The organism is Kitasatospora sp. NPDC054768 (assembly GCF_053612025.1).
Genome location: NZ_JBSHBN010000121.1, coordinates 1 through 19,592 on the forward strand (window position 1 = coordinate 1; position 19,592 = coordinate 19,592).

Consider the following 19,592-nt stretch of genomic DNA (forward strand, 5'->3'; position numbering starts at 1 on the left):
TTTTTTCTTTGGTGTGGGGGCCCACGGGCGGGGGGGGGGGGGGGGCGGGGCCGGGGGGGGGCGGGGGCGCGGGGGTGCCCCCGGGGGGGGCGCGTTCCCGGCCGGCCGGGGGGGCACCCGCGTCCGGTCACCCTTCGGCGGCCTGCGCACCGGGCTCGACCAGGGTGTCCAGCCACTCCCGGACGGCCGCGGCGGTCGTGGCGCCGTGTTCCATCATCACCGTGAAGTGGTTGCCGGGGACGTCCACCGTACGGTGCGGCCGGTCCCAGGTGGCGCGCCAGTCGTCCTCCCGGGTCCACTCGCCGATCGGGTCGGAGGCCCGGACCACCAGGGTGGCGGCGGCGACCTCCTCGGCCCGGAAGCCGAGGTACATCCGGCCGTACCAGGCCTGGGCGGTGAGCCGGGTGTCGGTCATCGGCACGGCCAGCTCCTCACGCCCGAAGGTGCCCTCGGTCAGCTCCGACAGCCACTCCTGGTGCATCGGACGGTCCATCGGATAGGTGTCCACCAGGACCACGCCGGCCACCGGCACGCCCATCGCCTCCAGCCGGCGGGTCAGCGCGTGGGCGAGCAGCCCGCCGCCGGAGTGTCCGAGGAGCACGAACGGAGCGTCCCCGGCGACCTCGACCAGTGTCCTGGCCTGCCAGTCCAGCGAGGCCTCCAGGCCGGCCGGCAGCTGCTCCCCGTCCCGGTAGCCGGGCAGCGGCAGCGCGATCACGTCGTGGCTGCCGTTGAAGGAGGCGGCGAAGCGGGCGAACTCGTGCACGCCGCCGAGCGCCGACATGCCGGTGTGGCAGACCACCCGCGGCCGCTTCGGCCCGCGCGCCAGGAAGACCGGCGCGGGCGGCTCGGTGACCTCCTCGGGCGAGTCGAACATCGGCCGGTAGGAGGCCGCGTCGGACAGGAACTCCATGTACTTGTGGAGCTTGTTCTGCCGCATCGACTCGGCGTACAGGGTGCGCAGGATCCCGGTCTGCTCGCGTGGCTCGGCGGCGGCGGACCCGCCGAGGGCCGCCAGGACCCGCCGGGCCAGCTCGGCCGCGGTCCCGCTGTCGAACACCACGGTGCTCTCCAGCGGCACCCCGACGGCCGTCCGGAGCCGGTCGCGCAGCTCGATCGCGCTGAGCGAGTTGACGCCCAGTTCCAGGAACGGCCGCTCCGGTGCGACCGCCTCGGCGCCGTCGTGCCCGAGCACGCCGGCGGCGTGGGCGCGGACCAGGTCGAGCACGGCCCGGTGCCGCTCCTCGTCCGGCAGCCCGGCGAGCCGCTCGCGCAGCGCCGCCGCGTCCGCCGGCACCGGCTCGTCGGCCGCGCCGGCGGTGCGCCGTGCGGCCGGGACCCCGTCCAGCAGCCGGCGCGGCCGGCTGAGCGTGTACGAGGCGGCGAAGCGCTCCCAGTCGACGTCCGCGACGGTGAGGCAGGCCTCCCTGGGCAGACGGGCGAGCAGGTCGAGCGCCGCGTCCGGGTCCAGCGCCCGCAGCCCGGTGCGGGCCAGCAGGCCGGCGGCGTCGGCGGTCAGCCCGTCGGCGGCGGCCCACGGCCCCCAGGCGATCGAGGTGGCCGCCAGGCCGGCGGCCCGGCGGGCCTCGGCCAGCGCGTCCAGGTAGGCGTTGGCCGCCGCCCGGGCGGGCTGGGCGGCGCCCCAGACCCCGGCCACCGAGGAGAACAGCACGAAGGCGCTCAGATCCAGACCCGAGGTCAGCTCGTGCAGGTGGCGGGCGCCGTCCACGGTGGGCCGCAGCACCTCGGCGATCCGCTCCGGGGTGAGCGCGTCGGCCGTGGTGTCGTCGCCGACCCCGGCCGCGTGCACCACCGCGGTGAGCGGGTGCTCGGCGGGGACCGCGGCGAGCAGCCCGGCGAGCGCCGCCCGGTCGGCGACGTCGCAGGCCGCCACCGTCGCCTCGGTTCCGGCCGCCCGCAGCTCGGCGAGCAGGTCGGCGACGCCGGGCGCCCGCTCACCGCGCCGGCCGACCAGCAGCAGGCGCGGCACGCCCAGGTCGGCCAGCCGGCGGGCGACCCGCCGGCCGAGCGCCCCGGTGCCGCCGGTGACCAGGACGGTGCCGGTGTCCGGCCACCGCACCTGCCCGGCCGCCGCCCCGGCCGGGGCCGGGACCAGCCGGCGGACGAAGACCCGCCCGTCACGGATCGCGGCCTCCTGCTCCGGTCCGGTGAGCGCCTGCGCGAGGCGGTCCCAGGCGGCGGCGTCCCGGCGCACCGGGAGGTCGACGATTCCGCCCCAGCAGTCCGGACCGGCCAGGTCGAGGCCGCGGCTGAGGCCCCAGACGGTGGCCTGGCCCGGGTCGGCCGGCGGGTCCGCCGGGCCGGTCGACACCGCACCGGCGGTGACCGCCCACAGCGGGGCCGTCAGACCGGTGTCGTCCAGGGCCTGGGCGAGCGTCGCCAGCTCGGCGACCCGGTCACCGGGCACCGCGAGCACGCCGGCGAGCGCACCGGCCCCGTCGAGCACGGTCCGCAGCCGCGCGGCCAGCGCCGCGCGGTCCGTCCCGTGGGTTCCGTGGGTTCCGTGGGTTCCGTCACCCGCATCGCCCGCGTCGCCGTCGACGGCCAGCCGCAGCGTCCGGGCCCCGGCGGCGACCAGGCTGCTCTGCGCCTCGGCCGCCAGCTCCTCGCCCTCCGGGGCGACGACCAGCCAGGTCCCGTCCAGTACGGCCCGGCCGGACGGCGCGGCGGCCGGCTGCCACAGCACCCGGTGGCGCCAGGCGTCGGTGCGGGCGTCCTGGCGACGGCGGCGACGCCAGGAGGACAGCGCGGTCAGCGCCGTCCCGACGGCCTCCGGTCGGGCGTCCAGGGTCTCGGCCAGCTCGCCGAGGTCCTCGCGCTCGACCGCCTCCCAGAACCGTTCCTCCGCCGGGTCGACGGGCTGCGCCGCCGCCGCCGGCTCCGGCCAGTAGCGGTCCCGCTGGAAGGCGTAGGTCGGCAGGTCCACCCGCCGGCCACCGGGCAGCACGGCCGCCCAGTCCACCGGCACGCCGGCCGCCCAGAGCCGCCCGACGGCGGACGGCACGTGGTCCCGTCCCTCGCGCAGCAGGGGCACGCCGACGGCGTCCGGGACGATCCGGGCCACCAGCGCGGACAGCACGCCGTCGGGGCCCAGTTCGACGAACCGGGTCAGGCCCTGGCGGTGCAGGGTCTCGACGCCGTCGGCGAAGCGGACGGCCTCGCGGACCTGGCGCACCCAGTAGTCGGGGGTGGTGAGCAGGCCGGGCCCGGCGATCCCGCCGGTCAGGGCGGAGACCACCGGGATGCCCGGCTCACTGAAGGCCAGGCCCTTCAGGACGGCCGCGAAGTCGTCCAGCATCGGCTCCATCAGGGCCGAGTGGAAGGCGTGCGAGACGGCCAGTCGGCGCGTCCTCACCCCGGCCGCCGACCAGCGCGCGGCGAACTCCTCGACCACCTCGACGGGGCCGGAGAGCACCACGGCGGCCGGGCCGTTGACGGCCGCGACGTCCAGGCGGCCGCCGATCGCCTCGCGGACCTCGGCCTCGGTGGCCTGGACCGCCAGCATCGCCCCGCCCTCGGGCAGTGCCTCCATCAGCCGGCCGCGCGCGGCCACCAGGGCGCACGCGTCCGGCAGCGGGAACACCCCGGCGCAGTGCGCCGCGGCGATCTCGCCGATCGAGTGGCCGAGCATCAACTCCGGGACCACGCCCCAGGATTCGAGCAACCGGAACAGCGCCACCTCGACCGCGAACAGCCCGGCCTGCGCCCACACCGTACGGTCCAGGTCCTCGACGCCGTCGAACACCACGTCCTTGACCGAGCGGTCGAGCAGCAGGTCGAACTCCGCGCAGACCGCGTCGAAGGCCTCCGCGAACACCGGGTGGCGGGCGTGGAGGTCACGTCCCATCCCGGCGCGCTGCGCACCCTGGCCGGTGAACAGGAACGCCACCCGGCCGTCGCCCGCGCGCTCGGAGACCACGGCCGCGCTCGGCGCGCCGTCGACGACGGCGGCCAGCCCGCGCAGCAGTTCCTCGCGGTCGGAGCCGACGACGACCACCCGGTGCTCCAGCGCGGCGCGGGTGGTGGCCAGGGCGCGGCCGACGTCCCGGAGGTCCGCCGTCCCGTGCTCCCGCACGTGCTCGCGCAGCCGTTCGGCCTGACCGCGCAGCCCCTCGGCGGTGCGGGCGGACAGCGCCCACGGGACGGGGCCGAGGCCGGCCCCCGCCCCCGGCGCGGGCACCGGCTCGGGCACCGGCTCGGGCTCGGGGCGTTCGATGATCACATGGGCGTTGGTGCCGCTGATGCCGAAGGAGGACACCCCGGCGCGGCGCGGCCGGTCCAGCTCGGGCCAGGAGCGCGCCTCGGTGAGCAGTTCCACCGCGCCCGCCGACCAGTCCACCTCGGCGGTGGGCTCGTCCACGTGCAGGGTCGCCGGGAGCACCCCGTGGCGCATCGCCTGCACCATCTTGATCACGCCCGCGACGCCCGCCGCGGCCTGGGTGTGGCCGATGTTGGACTTCACCGAGCCGAGCCAGAGCGGCTCGCCGTCGCGGTCCCGGCCGTAGGTGGCCAGCAGCGCCTGGGCCTCGATCGGGTCGCCCAGCACCGTGCCCGTGCCGTGCGCCTCGACGGCGTCCACCTCGGCGGCCGACAGCCCGGCACTCGCCAGCGCCTGCCGGATCACCCGCTGCTGGGCGGGCCCGTTCGGAGCGGTCAGACCGTTGGAGGCGCCGTCCTGGTTGACCGCGCTGCCCCGGACCACCGCGAGCACCTCGTGCCCGTTGCGGCGCGCGTCCGAGAGCCGCTCCAGCACCAGAAGACCGACGCCCTCGCCCCAGCCCGTGCCGTCCGCGCCGGCCGCGAAGGCCTTGCAGCGGCCGTCGGCGGCCAGGCCGCCCTGGCGGTCGAACTCGCCGAACACCCCGGGGGTGGCCAGCACGGTGACACCGCCGGCCAGCGCGAGCCCGCAGTCGCCCTCGCGCAGCGCCTGCGCCGCCCAGTGCAGGGCCACCAGCGAGGAGGAACAGGCCGTGTCGACGGTGACGGCCGGACCCTCCAGACCGAAGGCGTACGCCACCCGGCCGGAGATCACGCTGTTCGCCGTCCCGGCCAGCACATGGCCCTGGACCTCCTCCAGGCCGCCGGCGGCACCGTAGCCGGAGTTGGAGGCTCCGACGAAGACGCCGATCTGCTCGCCGCGCACCGAGCGCGGGTCGATCCCGGCGTCCTCGAAGGCCTCCCAGGAGGCCTCCAGCAGGATCCGCTGCTGCGGGTCCATCGCCAGCGCCTCGCGCGGCGAGATCGCGAACAGCCCGGCGTCGAACTCCGTCACGCTCTCCACGAAGCCGCCGCGCGCCGCCGCGGCGCCGACCGCGTCGAGCGGCCAACCCCGGTCCGTCGGGAAGCCGGTGACCCCGTCCGCCCCGGCGGCCACCAGGTCCCACAGCCCGGCCGCCGAACGCACCCCGCCCGGATAGCGGGCGCTCATGCCCACGATCACGACCGGGTCCTCAGCGGCGGACAGCACCGCGCGCGGCACCTCCGCGGCCACCGCCGCCTCGGGCACCGACTCCAGCAGTTCCCCGGCCAGATGCCGCGCCAGCACCACCGGCGTCGGATAGTCGAACACCAGCGTGGCCGACAGCGAGAGCCCGGTCTCCTTCACCAGCAGGTTCCGCAGCGCCACCGCCGTCAGCGAGTCGAAGCCGAGGTCGCGGAACGCCTGACCGGCGTCCACGGCCTCCATCGAAACGTGCCCGAGGACGGCGGCCGCACCGGTCCGGACCAGGTCCACCAGCATCCGCTCCCGGCGCCCGGCCGCGGTCTCCGCCAGCCGCTCCCGGAACCCCGAGGACCGCTCCACGCTCTCGACCACCGGCGCCTGCGCGCCGACGGCCTCCGGCAGCTCCGCCAGCAGCCGGCTGGTGCGCACGGCCGTGAAGGCCGGCGCGAACAGCTGCCAGTCCACGTCCGCGACGGTCACACAGACCTCGTCCGCGTCCACCGCCCGCGCCAGGGCCGACACCGCCAACTCCGGGTCCATCACGGCCAGGCCACGGCGGCGCAGCTGCTCGGCGGCATCGCCCTGGGCGGCCATGCCCTCACCGGCCCACGGGCCCCAGGCCACCGACGTGCCCCGCAGACCCCGCGCCCGGCGCCGCTGCACCAGCGCGTCCAGGTGGGCGTTGGCCGCCGCGTAGGCGCCCTGACCACCACTGCCCCAGGTCGCCGCGACCGAGGAGAAGACCACGAACAGATCGAGCTCCGGACCGGCCGTCAGCTCGTCCAGCAGATCGGCGCCGCCGACCTTTCCGGCGAAGACCGGCTCGAACCGCTCGACCGTCTCGCCGTCCAGCACGCCGTCGTCCACCACGCCCGCGGTGTGCACCACGCCCGTGAGCGGCAGCTCGGCGGGCACCGCGGCCAGGACGGCGGCGACCGCGTCGCGGTCCGCCACGTCACAGGCGGCGACCGTCACCCGGGCACCCAGACCGGTCAGTTCGGCCACCAGCTCGGCGACGCCCGGCGTCCGATCGCCACGACGGCCGGTCAGCACCAGGTGCGGCACCCCGCGCCCGGCCAGCCAACGCGCCACCTCCGCGCCCAGCGCACCCAGACCACCGGTCACCAGCACCGTCCCGGACGGGGTCCAAACGCCGCCGCGGCCGCTCCGCTGCGCGGCCCGCACCACCCGGCGCCCGTAGACGCCCGAGGAGCGCACGGCCACCTGGTCCTCGGCACCGCCGAGCACCGCCACCAGCCGGCGGCCGGCCCGCTCGTCCAGCACCGGCGGAAGGTCGACCAACCCGCCCCACAGGTCCGGCAGTTCCAGTGCGGCCACCCGGCCCAGACCCCAGATCTGCGCCTGCGCCGGGCTCACGGACCGGTCCGCCCGGCCCACCGACACCGCACCGACGGTCGCCGACCACAGCTTCGCCCTGACGCCCGCGTCGCCCAGTGCCTGGACCAGCGTCAGCGTCCCGGCCACGCCGGAGGACACCTGCGAGCCCTCCGCCTGCGGCCCCTCGGCCGAGGCGAGCAGCGAGACCACCCCGGCGGGCTCGCCCTCCGGGACCGACGCGCGGATGCGGTCGGCCAGTTCCCGCCGGCCGAGGCCCTCGCCGGCCAGCGTCACCACGTCCGCGCCGGCGGCCCGAAGCGCCGCCTCGACGGCGGCCGAAGGTGCGTCCTCGGCCGTCACCAGCAGCCAACGGCCCGACAGGGAGGACTCCGTCACTCCGGTCAGCGGCTTCCAGACCACCTCGTAGCGCCAGGAGTCCACCACCGAGTCGACCTGGCGGCGCTGCCGCCAGGAGGACAGCACCGGCAGGACGGACGCCAGCTCCTCGGGCGCCCGGTCGATCTCCAGGGCCTCGGCCAGGCCGTCCAGGTCCTGGTTCTCGACCGCCTGCCAGAACCGGGTCTCGGCCGGGTCGGCCGTGAGGCTCCCCAGGTCGAGGGAGCGCGGCCAGTAGCGCTCGCGCTGGAAGGCGTACGTCGGCAGGGCGACCCGACGGCCGGCGGGCAGCACCGCGGACCAGTCGAGCCCGGCCCCGGCCGCCCACAGGGCGGCGAGCGCCCGCAGGACGGTCTCCCGCTCGTCCCGGCCGGGGCGCAGCAGCGGCGCGAACACGGCCTCCCCCACGGCCTGACCGGCCAGGCCGCACAGCACGGCGTCCGGGCCCAGCTCGACGTAGCGGGTGACGCCCTGGCGGTGCAGGGCGTCGACGCCGTCGGCGAAGCGGACGGCCTCCCGGACCTGGCGCACCCAGTACTCGGGGGTGGCGAGCAGGCCCGGCTCGGCGATCTCGCCGGTCAGGGTGGAGACGACCGGGATCCTCGGCTCGGCGAAGGTCAACTTCGCGAGGACGGCGGCGAATTCGTCGAGCATCGGCTCCATCAGGGCCGAGTGGAAGGCGTGCGAGACGGTCAGCCGGCGGATCTTGCGGCCCTCGGCCGACCAGCGGGCGGCGTACTCCTCGATCGTTTCGACCGGCCCGGAGACCACCACGGAGGTCGGGCCGTTGACGGCCGCGACGTCCAGGCGGCCGCCGACCGCGTCACGGACCTCGGCCTCGGTGGCCTGGACGGCGAGCATCGCGCCGCCCTCGGGCAGCGCGTCCATCAGCCGGCCGCGCGCCGCCACCAGGGCGCACGCGTCCGGCAGCGAGAGGACGCCCGCCACATGGGTGGCCGCCACCTCGCCGATCGAGTGGCCGAGCAGCACGTCCGGGACCACGCCCCAGGATTCGAGCAGCCGGAAGGACGCCACCTCGACCGCGAACAGCCCGGCCTGCGCCCACACCGTCCGGTCCAGATCCTCCGCACCCGCGAACACCACGTCCCGGACCGGCCGGTCCAGCAGCAGGTCGAACTCCGCGCAGACCGTGTCGAACGCCCCGGCGAACACCGGGAAGGCTTCGTACAACTCCCGGCCCATGCCGACCCGCTGCGCACCCTGCCCCGTGAACAGGAACGCCGTGCGGCCCTCCGCCACGACACCGCTGACGACCCCGCCCGAGGGGCGGCCGTCCGCCAGCGCGAGCAGGCCGTCCAGCAGCGCCGCCCGGTCGTCGCCGAGCACCACCGCACGGTGGGCCAGCGCGGCCCGCCCGGTCGCCAGCGACCACGCCACGTCCTGCGGGCGGGCCCCGGACTCCAACGCCCCGGACTCCAACTGCCCGGCCAGCCGGGCCGCCTGGGCCTTCAGGGCCCCGGCGCTCTGCGCCGACACCACCCACGGCGTCGGGCCCGTCACCTCCTCGACCGGCACCTGCTCCTCGGCCGGAGCCTGCTCCAGCACCACATGGGCGTTGGTCCCGCTGATCCCGAAGGCGGAGACGCCCGCCCGGCGCGGGCGACCGGCCTCCGGCCACGGCCGGGCCTCGGTCAGCAGCTCCACCGCGCCCGCCGACCAGTCCACCTGCGGCGTCGGCTCGTCCACGTGCAGGGTGGCCGGCAGCACACCGTTGCGCATCGCCTGCACGGCCTTGATCACGCCCGCCACACCGGCGGCGGCCTGGGTGTGGCCCAGGTTGGACTTCACCGATCCCAGCCAGAGCGGCTCGCCGTCGCGGCCCCGGCCGTAGGTGGCCAGCAGCGCCTGCGCCTCGATCGGGTCCCCGAGCCGGGTCCCCGTCCCGTGCGCCTCGACGGCGTCCACGTCCGAGACCGACAGCCCCGCGTTGGCCAGCGCCTGCCGGATCACCCGCTCCTGTGACGGCCCGTTCGGCGCGGTGAGGCCGTTGGACGCACCGTCCTGGTTGACGGCGCTCCCCCGGACCACCGCGAGCACCTGGTGCCCGTTGCGCCGGGCGTCCGACAGCCGCTCCAGCACCAGCACGCCGACGCCCTCGCCCCAGCCCGTACCGTCCGCCGCGGCCGCGAACGCCTTGCAGCGGCCGTCCGAGGCCAGGCCGCCCTGCCGGTTGAACTCGCCGAACGCGCCGGCGTTCACCATCACGGCGACGCCGCCGGCCAGCGCCATGCCGCACTCGCCCACCCGCAGCGCCTGCACCGCGAGGTGCAGCGCCACCAGCGAGGACGAGCAGGCCGTGTCCACCGTGACCGCCGGACCCTCCAGGCCGAACACGTACGAGACGCGGCCCGAGATCACGCTGTTGGCGGTGCCGGACAGCACATGCCCCTCGACCCCGTCGAGCAGCTGGCCGTGGCCGTAGCCCGAGGACGAGGCGCCCGCGAAGACGCCCGTCCGGCTGCCGCGCACCTCGTGCGGATCGATGCCGGCGTCCTCGAAGGCCTCCCAGGACGCCTCCAGCAGCAGCCGCTGCTGCGGGTCCATCGCCAGCGCCTCGCGCGGCGAGATACCGAACAGCCCGGCGTCGAACTCGGTGGCGTCGTCCACGAAGCCGCCGACGGCGTTGTCCACGCCCGGCACCCGGTCCGGCCAGCCGCGGTCGACGGGGAAGGAGGAGAGCGCGTCGGCGCCGTCGGCCACCAGGGTCCACAGGTCCCCGGGCGAGCGGACGCCGCCGGGGAAACGGCAGCCGATGCCGACGATCGCGATCGGCTCGTCCAGGCCGGCCGGGGCCGCCGCCGGCTCGGCGCCGGCCGGGCCCGCCTCGGCTCCGAGGTCCAACTCCCGTTCCAGGTAGGCCACCAGGGCGGTCGGCGTCGGGTGGTCGAACACCATGGTCGCGGGCAGCCGCAGGCCGGTCTCCCGGTTCAGCCGGTTGCGCAGCTCGACCGCCGTGAGCGACTCGAAGCCCAGGTCCTTGAAGGTCCGCGCGGCCTCGACGGCCCGGACGTCCGGGTGCTTGAGCACGGCGGCGACCTCGGTGCGGACCAGGTCCAGCAGGATCTGTCGTCGCTGCGCCTCGGGCAGCGGGGCGAGCCGGCGGCCGAGGTCCGGGCGCCGGTCCTCGCCGGCCGGCTCCTCGTCCGCCGTCCGCGCCTCGGGGAGGTCGGCCAGCAGCGGGCTGACCCGGGTGGCGGTGAAGGTGTCGACGAAGCGGGGCCAGTCGATGTCGGCGACGGTCAGGCAGTCCTCGCCCGCGTCGACGGCCCCGGCCAGCGCCTCGATCGCCAGGTCCGGGTCCATCGGCACCATGCCGCGCTCGCGCAGGTGGTCACGGACGGCGTCGGTCGACACCATGCCCACCTCGCCCCAGGCGCCCCAGGAGACCGAGGTGCCGGGCAGGCCCTCGGCCCGGCGCCGGAGGACCAGCGCGTCCAGGTAGGCGTTCGCGGCCGCGTAGGCCGCCTGGCCGCCGCTGCCCCAGATCCCGGCGCCCGAACCGAAGGTGACGAACATCCGCAGGTCCAGGCCCCGGGTCAGCTCGTCCAGGTGCAGCGCGCCGGCGACCTTGCCGCCGAGCACCTCGGCCAGCTCCGCCGGGCCGGTGCGGTCCAGCATCATGGCCTGGCCGACGCCGGCCGCGTGCACCACGCCGACCAGCGGGAACTCCGCCGGGATCCGCGCCAGCACGCCGGCCAGCGACTCCCGGTCGGTCAGGTCGCAGGCGGCCACGGTCACCCGGGTGCCCAGCGCGGTCAGCTCCGCGACCAGGTCCGCCACGCCCGGCGCCGCCGTGCCGCGCCGGCCGAGCAGGGTCAGGTGCGGCACGCCGCGGCCGGCCAGCCAGCGGGCGACGACCGCGCCGAGCGCGCCGGTACCGCCGGTGACCAGCACCGAGCCGGGCAGTTCGAGCGTCGTCCCGGCCGCGCGCGGGGCGCGGGCCAGGCGGCGGGCGAACACCCCGGAGCCGCGCACGGCGAGTTGGTCCTCGTCCCCGGCGGCGCCGCCGAGCAGCGCCACCAGCCGGGCTCCGGCCCGGGCGTCCAGGACGGCCGGAAGGTCGATCAGCCCGCCCCAGCGGCGCGGGTACTCCAGCGCGGCGACCCGGCCGAGGCCCCAGGCCAGCGCCTGGACGGGGCTGCGCAACGGGTCCGCGCGGCCGATCGACACCGCGCCGCCGGTGAGCGACCAGAGCGGCGCGTCGAGGTCGGCGTCGCCGAGGGCCTGGAGCAGGGTGACGGTCGCGGCCGGCCCGGCCGGGGCCTGCGGTGCGTCCTCGGCGCTCGCCAGCAGCGAGACCGCACCCGTGGCGGAGCCGACGGCGCTCAGCCGTTCGGCGAGCTCCGTACGGTCGGCGTCGGCGGCGACGGTCAGCTCGACCACCTCGGCCCCGGCCGAGCGCAGCAGGTCGGCGACCTCCCCGCCGTTCCCGCCCTCCGGGAGGGCGAGCAGCCAGCGGCCGCCCAGCCGGGGGTGCGCGGGCAGGTCGGGGACGGGGGTCCAGGTGACCCGGTAGCGCCAGGAGTCGACGGTCGCCCCCCGGCGGCGGCCGCGGTGCCAGCCGGCCAGCGCGGGCAGCACCGCGTCCAGGACCCCGGGCGCCTCGTCCAGCCGCAGGGTGGCGGCCAGTTCCTCGGCGTCGCCGCGCTCGACGGCGTCCCAGAACCCGCTCTCGGCGGGGTCGCCGCCCCCGGCCGCCCGCGCCCGGGCGGGCAGCGGGTCGGGCCAGTAGCGGCGGCGCTGGAAGGCGTACGTGGGCAGCGCGGTGCGCGTGCCGCCGGCGAAGGCCGCCGACCAGTCGACGGCGACCCCGGCGGTCCACAGCTCGGCGGCGCCCGCCAGGAGGCGGTCCGGGCCGCCGTCCTCGCGGCGCAGCGTGCCGGTGACCGTCACCGGGGTGCCTGCCTGGTCCGCGGTGTCCTGGATGCCGATGGTGAGCACCGGGTGCGGGCTGCTCTCCACGAACACCGAGCGGCCGTCGGCCAGCAGGGCGCGGGTGGCCTGCTCGAAGCGGACGGTGGAGCGCAGGTTGTCGTACCAGTAGCCGGCGTCCATCCGCGCGGTGTCGATCGGCGCGCCGGTGACGGTCGAGTAGAAGGCGATGCCGCTGGAGCCGGGGGTGATCGGCGCGAGGTCGGCGAGGATGCGCTCGCGCAGCTCCTCGACCTGCGGGGAGTGCGAGGCGTAGTCCACCGGGATGCGACGGGCGCGCACCTCCCGGGCCTCGCAGAGCGCCAGCAGCTCCTCGACGGGGCCGGCCTCGCCGGAGACCACGGTGGAGGCGGGGCCGTTCTCCGCCGCGACGCAGAGGCCCTCGCCCCAGGGGGCGATCAGCTCGGTGGCCCGCTCCCGGCCGACGGGCAGCGAGACCATGCCGCCGCGGCCCGCGAGGGCGGCGAGCGCCCGGCTGCGCAGCGCCACGACCCGGGCACCGTCCTCCAGCGTCAGGCCGCCGGCGACGCAGGCCGCGGCGATCTCGCCCTGGGAGTGGCCGACGACCGCGGCCGGGCGGACGCCGACCGAGCGCCAGGCCTCGGCCAGCGACACCATGACCGCCCAGAGCACCGGCTGGACGACGTCCACCCGGCTCAGGTCGGGGGCGTCCGGCGCGCCGCCCAGCACCTCGGACAGCGACCAGGGGACGTACGGCGCGAGCGCCGCCTCGCACTGCTCCAGCCGCTGCCGGAACGCCGGTGAGGCGTCCCGGAGTTCACGGGCCATCGCGGCCCACTGGCTGCCCTGGCCGGGGAAGACGAAGACCACCCCGGTGCCGCCGGCGGCCTCGCCGCGCACCAGGTTGGCCGCCGACTCCCCGTCGGCCAGCGCCTGCAGGCCGGCCAGCAGTTCCGCGCGCTCGGCGCCGAGCACCACGGCGCGGCTGGGCAGCGCGGCCCGGGTCAGCAGGGAGCGGGCGACGTCCACCGGCCGCGGGGCGTCGTCCGCGGTCATGGCGTCGCGCAGCCGGACGGCCTGGCCGCGCAGCCCGTCCGCCGTCTTCGCGGCCAGCGGCCACGGCAGCGGGCCGGTGGTGAGCGCGGGCCCGGTGCCCTCGGCGGGGGCGGTGCCCTCGGGGGCGGCGGCGGGCTCGGGCTCCGGGGCCTGCTCCAGGATGACGTGGGCGTTGGTGCCGCTCATCCCGAACGAGGAGACCGCCGAGCGGCGGGGCCGGTCGGCGGCCGGCCACGGCCGCGGCTCGGTCAGCAGCCGGACCGTGCCGGGCGACCAGTCGACCTGGGCGGAGGGCCGTCGCGCGTGCAGCGTGGGCGGCAGGGTGCCGTCGCGCATCGCCATGACCATCTTGATGACGCCCGCCACCCCGGCGGCGGACTGGGTGTGGCCGATGTTGGACTTGATCGAGCCGAGCCAGAGCGGGCGTTCGGCGGAGCGGCCGCGCCCGTAGGTGGCCAGCAGCGCCCGGGCCTCGATCGGGTCGCCGAGCCGGGTGCCGGTGCCGTGGCCCTCCACGGCGTCCACGTCCTCGACGCTCAGCCGGGCGTTGGCCAGCGCCCGTCGGATCACCCGTTCCTGCGCCGGGCCGTTCGGGGCGGTGAGACCGTTGGAGGCGCCGTCCTGGTTGATCGCGCTGCCGCGGACCACCGCGAGCACCTGGTGGCCGCGGCGCCGAGCGTCGCTGAGCCGTTCGACCAGCAGCAGGCCGATGCCCTCGGACCAGCCCGCGCCGTCGGCCTCGTCGGAGAACGCCTTGCAGCGGCCGTCCGAGGCCAGACCGCCCTGGCGGCCGAACTCGACGATCTGCATCGGGGTGGTCATCACCGTGACGCCGCCGACCAGCGCCAGGTCGCAACCGCCCTCGCGCAGCGACTGGACGGCCAGGTGCAGCGCGACCAGGGAGGAGGAGCAGGCGGTGTCCACGGTGACCGCCGGGCCCTCCAGGCCGAAGGTGTACGACACCCGGCCGGAGGCGATGCTGGAGGCGGTGCCGGTCATCAGGTGGCCGGCCACGTCCTCCGGCAGGTCCATCCCGGGGCCGTAGCTGACCGAGGTGACGCCGACGAAGACCCCGGTGCTGGAACCCCGCAGCGACAGCGGGTCGAGCCCGGCGTCCTCGAAGGCCTTCCAGGAGGTCTCCAGCAGCAGCCGCTGCTGCGGGTCCATCGCCAGCGCCTCGCGCGGCGAGATCCCGAACAGGTCCGCGTCGAACTCCCCGGCGTCCTCGACGAATCCGCCCGCCCAGGACGGCTCGTCGGCCAGCGAGAGGTCCCAGCCGCGGTTCGCGGGCAGCGGACCGATCGGGTCCTGGCCGGTGCTGACCAGCCGCCACAGGTCGTCCGGGGAGCGCACGTCGCCCGGGTAGCGGCAACTCATCCCGACGATGGCGATCGGCTCGCCCGCCGCGGACTCCAGGTCCCGGACCCGCCGGCGGGTGTGTTGCAGCTCGGCGACCACCCGGGTGAGGTAGTCGCGGAGCCGCTGGGCGTCGTCCGCCATCGGCCGCGCATCATCTGCCATCGAAACTGCCGCCTTCCAAGATTGTCCCCGGCCACCACGCACCCCTGCTCACGAGAGGCCGAGATCCCGGTCGATCACGTCGAAGAGCTCTTCGTTGCTGGCCCTGCTGAGCTGGTCCCGCAGGTCGTCGAAGGCGACCGGGTCGTCGCCGCCCGCGCCCCGGTGGCGGGTGAGCAGCGCCTCCAGCCGCAGGACCACCCGGACCCGGTCCACGTCGTCCTCCGCCCGGGCCAGCAGCGCCTCTTCGAGCAGGTCCAGCTCCGCCGTGGAGGGCAGGGCCGCCGCCGCGTCGTCGGGCAGCGCCTCGCCCAGCAGGTGGGCGGCCAGCACCGCGGGCGTCGGGTGGTCGAACACCACGGTGGCGGGCAGCGGCAGGCCGGTGGCCTCGCCGAGCCGGTTGCGCAGTTCGACGGCGGCCAGCGAGTCGAAGCCGAAGTCCCGGAACGGCCGGTCGACGTCGATCGCGGCCGGGCCGTCGTGCCCGAGCACCACGGCCGCGTGGGTGCGGACCAGGTCCAGCAGGACGGGCTCGCGGTCGGCGGCCGGCAGGGCGGCCAGCCGCTCGCGCAGGGCGCCGAGCCGGTTCCGGTCCTCGCCCTCGGTGACGGTGACCGCGGCGAGCGCCCGGACCTCGGGCAGTTCGGCGAAGAACCGGTTGGGCCGCAGCGCGGTGAACGCGGGGACGAACTGCTCCCAGGCGATGTCGGCGACGGTGACCGCTCCGGTGTCCAGGTCCAGCGCCCGCTGCAGGGCGTGCATCGCCCGGTCCGGCGCCAGCAGCGAGATGCCGCGCCGGCGCATCGGCTCCTTGATCGCCTGGTCGACCATGCCGCCGCCGTCCCACGGCCCCCAGGCGACGGCCAGCGCGCGCACGCCCTCGGCGTCGCGCCGCTGCGCCAGGGCGTCGAGGTAGGCGTTGGCGGCCGCGTAGCAGGCCTGTTCGCCGACGCCCCAGACGCCCGCGATGGAGGAGAAGTGCACGACCGCGTCCAGCCGGCGCTGGTCGAGCAGTTCGTCCAGGTGCCGGGCGCCCGCGACCTTGCCGGCCGCGGTCCGGTCGAGTTCCGCGAAGGTGGTGTCGGCGAGCGGCGCCGAGGCGCTGACCCCCGAGGCGTGCACGACGGCCCTCAACTTCGGCTCCATCGCGTCGAGTTCGGCGACCAGCCGGGCGGCGTCCGCGCGGTCCGACAGGTCGCAGGCGACCACCGTGACCCGGGCGCCGAGCTCCGTCAGCTCGGCCTCCAGCCCGGCCAGCCCGGGGGCGCCGCGGCCGCCCCGGCTGACCAGCACCAGGTGCTCGGCGCCGCCGGCGGCCAGCCACCGGGCCACCTGCCCGCCGAGCGCGCCGGTGCCGCCGGTCACCAGGATGGTGCCGCGCGGCTGCCACGCGGGCGCCTCCGGGTCAGCCGTCGGGGCGGCCAGCAGCCGGCGGGCGAAGACGCCCTCCGGGCGGACCGCCAGCTGGTCCTCGCCGTCGGCGGCGGTCAGCAGGCCGGCCAGCGCGTCGAAGTCCTCCTCCTCGGCCCCGGCGGGGAGGTCGATCAGACCGCCCCACAGCTGCGGGTGCTCCAGGGCGGCGACCCGGCCCAGGCCCCAGACCGGCGCCTGGCCCGGCTCGGCGGGCGGCTCGTGGTCGCCGGTGGACACCGCGCCCTCGGTCACGCACCACAGCGGGCCGTCGATCCCGGCGTCCAGCAGGGCCTGGACGAGCAGCAGCGTGGTGGCCGTGCCCCCGGGGAGCGCCGGCACCTCGGGGTGCGGCCCGGTCTCCAGCGCCAGCAGGGAGAGCACTCCGGCGGGCCGCCGCCCGTCGCCGACGGCCTGCCGCAGCCGGACGGCCAGGTCGGTCCGGTCGGCGGCGTCCGCCGCGACCGGCACCGTCACCACCGTGGCGCCGTGCCGGGTGAGGCCGTCCCGGTGGGCGCGCACCCGCTCGTCGTCGGCCGTCGCGGCGGGCACGACCAGCAGCCAGTCGCCGGTGAGGGCGGGGGCCGGGGCGTCCGGGACGGGCTCCCAGCCGACGTGGTAGCGCCAGCCCGCGACCTCGGCCTCCTCACGATCGCGCCGGTGCCAGTCGGACAGCAGCGGCAGCGCGGTGCGCAGCGAGGCCCGGACCCCGGGGTCGGTCACGTCGAGCCGGTCGGCGATCGCGTCGGCGTCCTCGCCGGCCAGCGCCGCCCAGAGGCCCGGGTCGACGGGCCCGCCGGCCGGCGCGGCCACCGCGTGGAGCCAGTACTTCTCGTGCTGGAAGGGGTAGACCGGCAGCTCGACCCGGCGGCCGTGGCCGTCGAAGAGCACCTGCCAGTCGACCGCGGTGCCGCGGGTCCACAGGTCGGCCAGCGCGGTGACGAACACCCCGGTGTCGTGCCAGCTGCTGCGCAGCGCCGTCGCGGTGAGCGCCGACTCGGGCAGGCTCTCGCGGGCCATCGCCGTGAGCACGCCGTCGGGGCCGAGTTCCACGAACCGGCCGACCCCCTGGGCCTTGAGGCATTCGACGCCGTCGGCGAAGCGGACGGTCTCGCGGACCTGCCGCGCCCAGTAGTCGGGGGTGCGCAGCAGCTCGTCCTCCACCGCGCCGGTGAGGGTGGAGACGATCGGGATGCGGGGCTCGGCGAAGGAGAGCGTCGCGAGGACGGCCCGGAACTCGTCCAGCATCGGCTCCATCAGGGCCGAGTGGAAGGCGTGCGAGACCGTCAGCCGACTGGTCTTGCGGCCCTCGGCCGTCCAGTGGGCGGCGAGTTCGTCGATGGTGTCCGCCGTGCCCGAGACCACCGCCGAGCCGAGGCTGTTGAGCGCGGCCACGTCCGCGGTGCCGGTGACGGCCGCGAGTGCCGCCGCCACCTCGGGCTCGGTGGCCTGCACGGCGAGCATCGCCCCGCCGGCCGGGAGCGCCTGCATCAGCCGGCCGCGCGCGGCGACCAGCGCGCAGGCGTCCGCCAGGGTCAGCACCCCGGCGCAGTGCGCCGCCGCCGCCTCGCCGATCGAGTGGCCGAGCAGGAAGTCCGGCAGCACGCCGAAGGACTCGAACAGCCGGAAGAGGGCCACCTCCAGCGCGAACAGCCCGGCCTGGGCCCACACCGTCTGGTGGAGGTCCCGGCTCCCGCCGAACACCACGTCCTTGACGGAGTGTTCCAGGCGCGGGTCCAGCTCGGCGCAGACCGCGTCGAAGGCCCGTTGGAACACCGGGAAGGCCTCGTACAGCTCGCGGCCCATCCCGGTCCGCTGGGCGCCCTGGCCGGTGAACAGGAAGGCGCTGCGGCCCTCCCCCGCCACCCCGGTGACCACGGCCTTGTCGGGCAGGTCCCCGGCCAGCGCGGCAAGCGCGTCGGCCAGACGGTCCCGGTCGGCGCCGAGCACGACGGCGCGCCGCTCCAGCGGCGCCCGGGAGAGCAGCGAGCGGCCGACGTCGACCGGGTCGGGCTCGGTGTCGGCGACGAAGGCGTGCAGCCGACCGGCCTGGGCGCGCAGCGCCTCGGTGGTGCGGGCCGCCAGCAGCCAGGGCACCACGCCGGGGGCCGGCTGCCCGGGATCGGCCGGGGCCTCGGCCTCCGGGGCCTGCTCCAGGACGACGTGGGCGTTGGTGCCGCTGATGCCGAAGGAGGAGACGCCGGCGCGGCGCGGCCGGTCCAGCTCGGGCCAGGGCTCGGCCTCGGTCAGCAGCCGCACCGCGCCGGCCGACCAGTCGACCTGCGGGGTCGGCTGGTCGGCGTGCAGGCTGCGCGGCATGGTGCCGTGGCGCATCGCCTGCACCATCTTGATCACGCCCGCCACGCCGGCGGCGGCCTGGGTGTGCCCGAGGTTGGACTTCACCGAGCCCAGCCGCAGCGGCCGGTCCTCGGGCCGGTCCTGACCGTAGGTCGCCAGCAGGGCCTGGATCTCGATCGGGTCGCCCAGCCGGGTGCCGGTGCCGTGGCCCTCGACGACGTCCACGTCCAGCGTGGTGAGCCGCGCACTGGCCAGCGCGTCCTCGATGACCCGCTGCTGGGCGGGGCCGTTGGGCGCGGTCAGGCCGCTGGAGGCGCCGTCCTGGTTGACCGCGCTGCCGCGGACCACCGCGAGCACCTGGTGGCCGAGCCGCCGGGCGTCCGAGAGCCGCTCCAGCAGGAGCATCCCGACGCCCTCGGCCCAGCCGGTGCCGTCCGCGTCGGCGCCGTAGGACTTGCAGCGGCCGTCCGAGGAGAGCCCGCCCTGCCGGGCGAAACCGGTGAAGGTGTCCGGGGAGGCCATCACGGTGGCGCCGCCCGCGAAGGCCATCGTGGTCTCGCCGGAGCGCAGCGACTGGCAGGCCAGGTGCAGGGCGACCAGCGAGGACGAGCAGGCGGTGTCGATGGTGACCGCCGGGCCCTCCAGGCCGAGGGTGTAGGAGATCCGGCCGGTGGCGACGCTGCTCATGTTGCCGATGCCGAGGTAGGCGTCCACCCCCTCCGGGATGTCGATCATGCGGGCCGCGTAGTCCCGGTACATCAGCCCGGCGAACACCCCGGTGCGGCTGCCGCGCAGCGCGTACGGGTCGACGCCGCCGCGCTCGCACGCCTCCCAGCAGGCCTCCAGCAGCAGCCGGTGCTGCGGGTCCATGGCGGTCGCCTCGCGCGGCGAGATGCCGAACAGCGTCGGGTCGAAGCCGTCCGCGTCGTGCAGGAAGCCGCCGCTGCGGGCGAATCCGGCGTCCTCGCCGACGTCCCAGCCGCGGTCCTCGGGGAAGGCGGAGACGGCGTCCACGCCCTCGGACACCAGCCGCCAGAGCGCGTCCGGGCCGTCCACGCCGCCGGGCAGCCGACAGGCCATGCCGACGATCGCGATCGGCTGGCGGTCGGCCGACTCGGCGGACTGCAGCCGTTGCCGGGTCTGGTGCAGTTCGGCCGTGACGCGCTTGAGGTAGTCGCGCAGTTTCTGCTCGTCCGCC

1 protein-coding gene and 1 pseudogene are annotated in these 19,592 nt (G+C 76.9%); both read right to left on the minus strand.

What is annotated here, in order from left to right; translation table 11 throughout:
* Nucleotides 1–127 precede the first annotated feature (127 nt).
* On the minus strand, nt 128–14,689 hold the full coding sequence (locus ACWGKU_RS29020) for a type I polyketide synthase (RefSeq protein ID WP_452179834.1): 14,562 nt from the start codon (nt 14,687–14,689) through the stop codon (nt 128–130).
* A gap of 48 nt (nt 14,690–14,737) precedes the next feature.
* Nucleotides 14,738–19,555: pseudogene (locus ACWGKU_RS29025) on the minus strand (type I polyketide synthase); the annotation flags it as partial.
* Between the last annotated feature and the right edge of the window lie 37 nt (nt 19,556–19,592).

Excerpts from the sequence above, each read along its gene's own strand:
- ACWGKU_RS29020 (WP_452179834.1), bottom strand. The coding sequence starts at position 14,689 with ATGGCAGATGATGCGCGGCCGATGGCGGACGACGCCCAGCGGCTCCGC.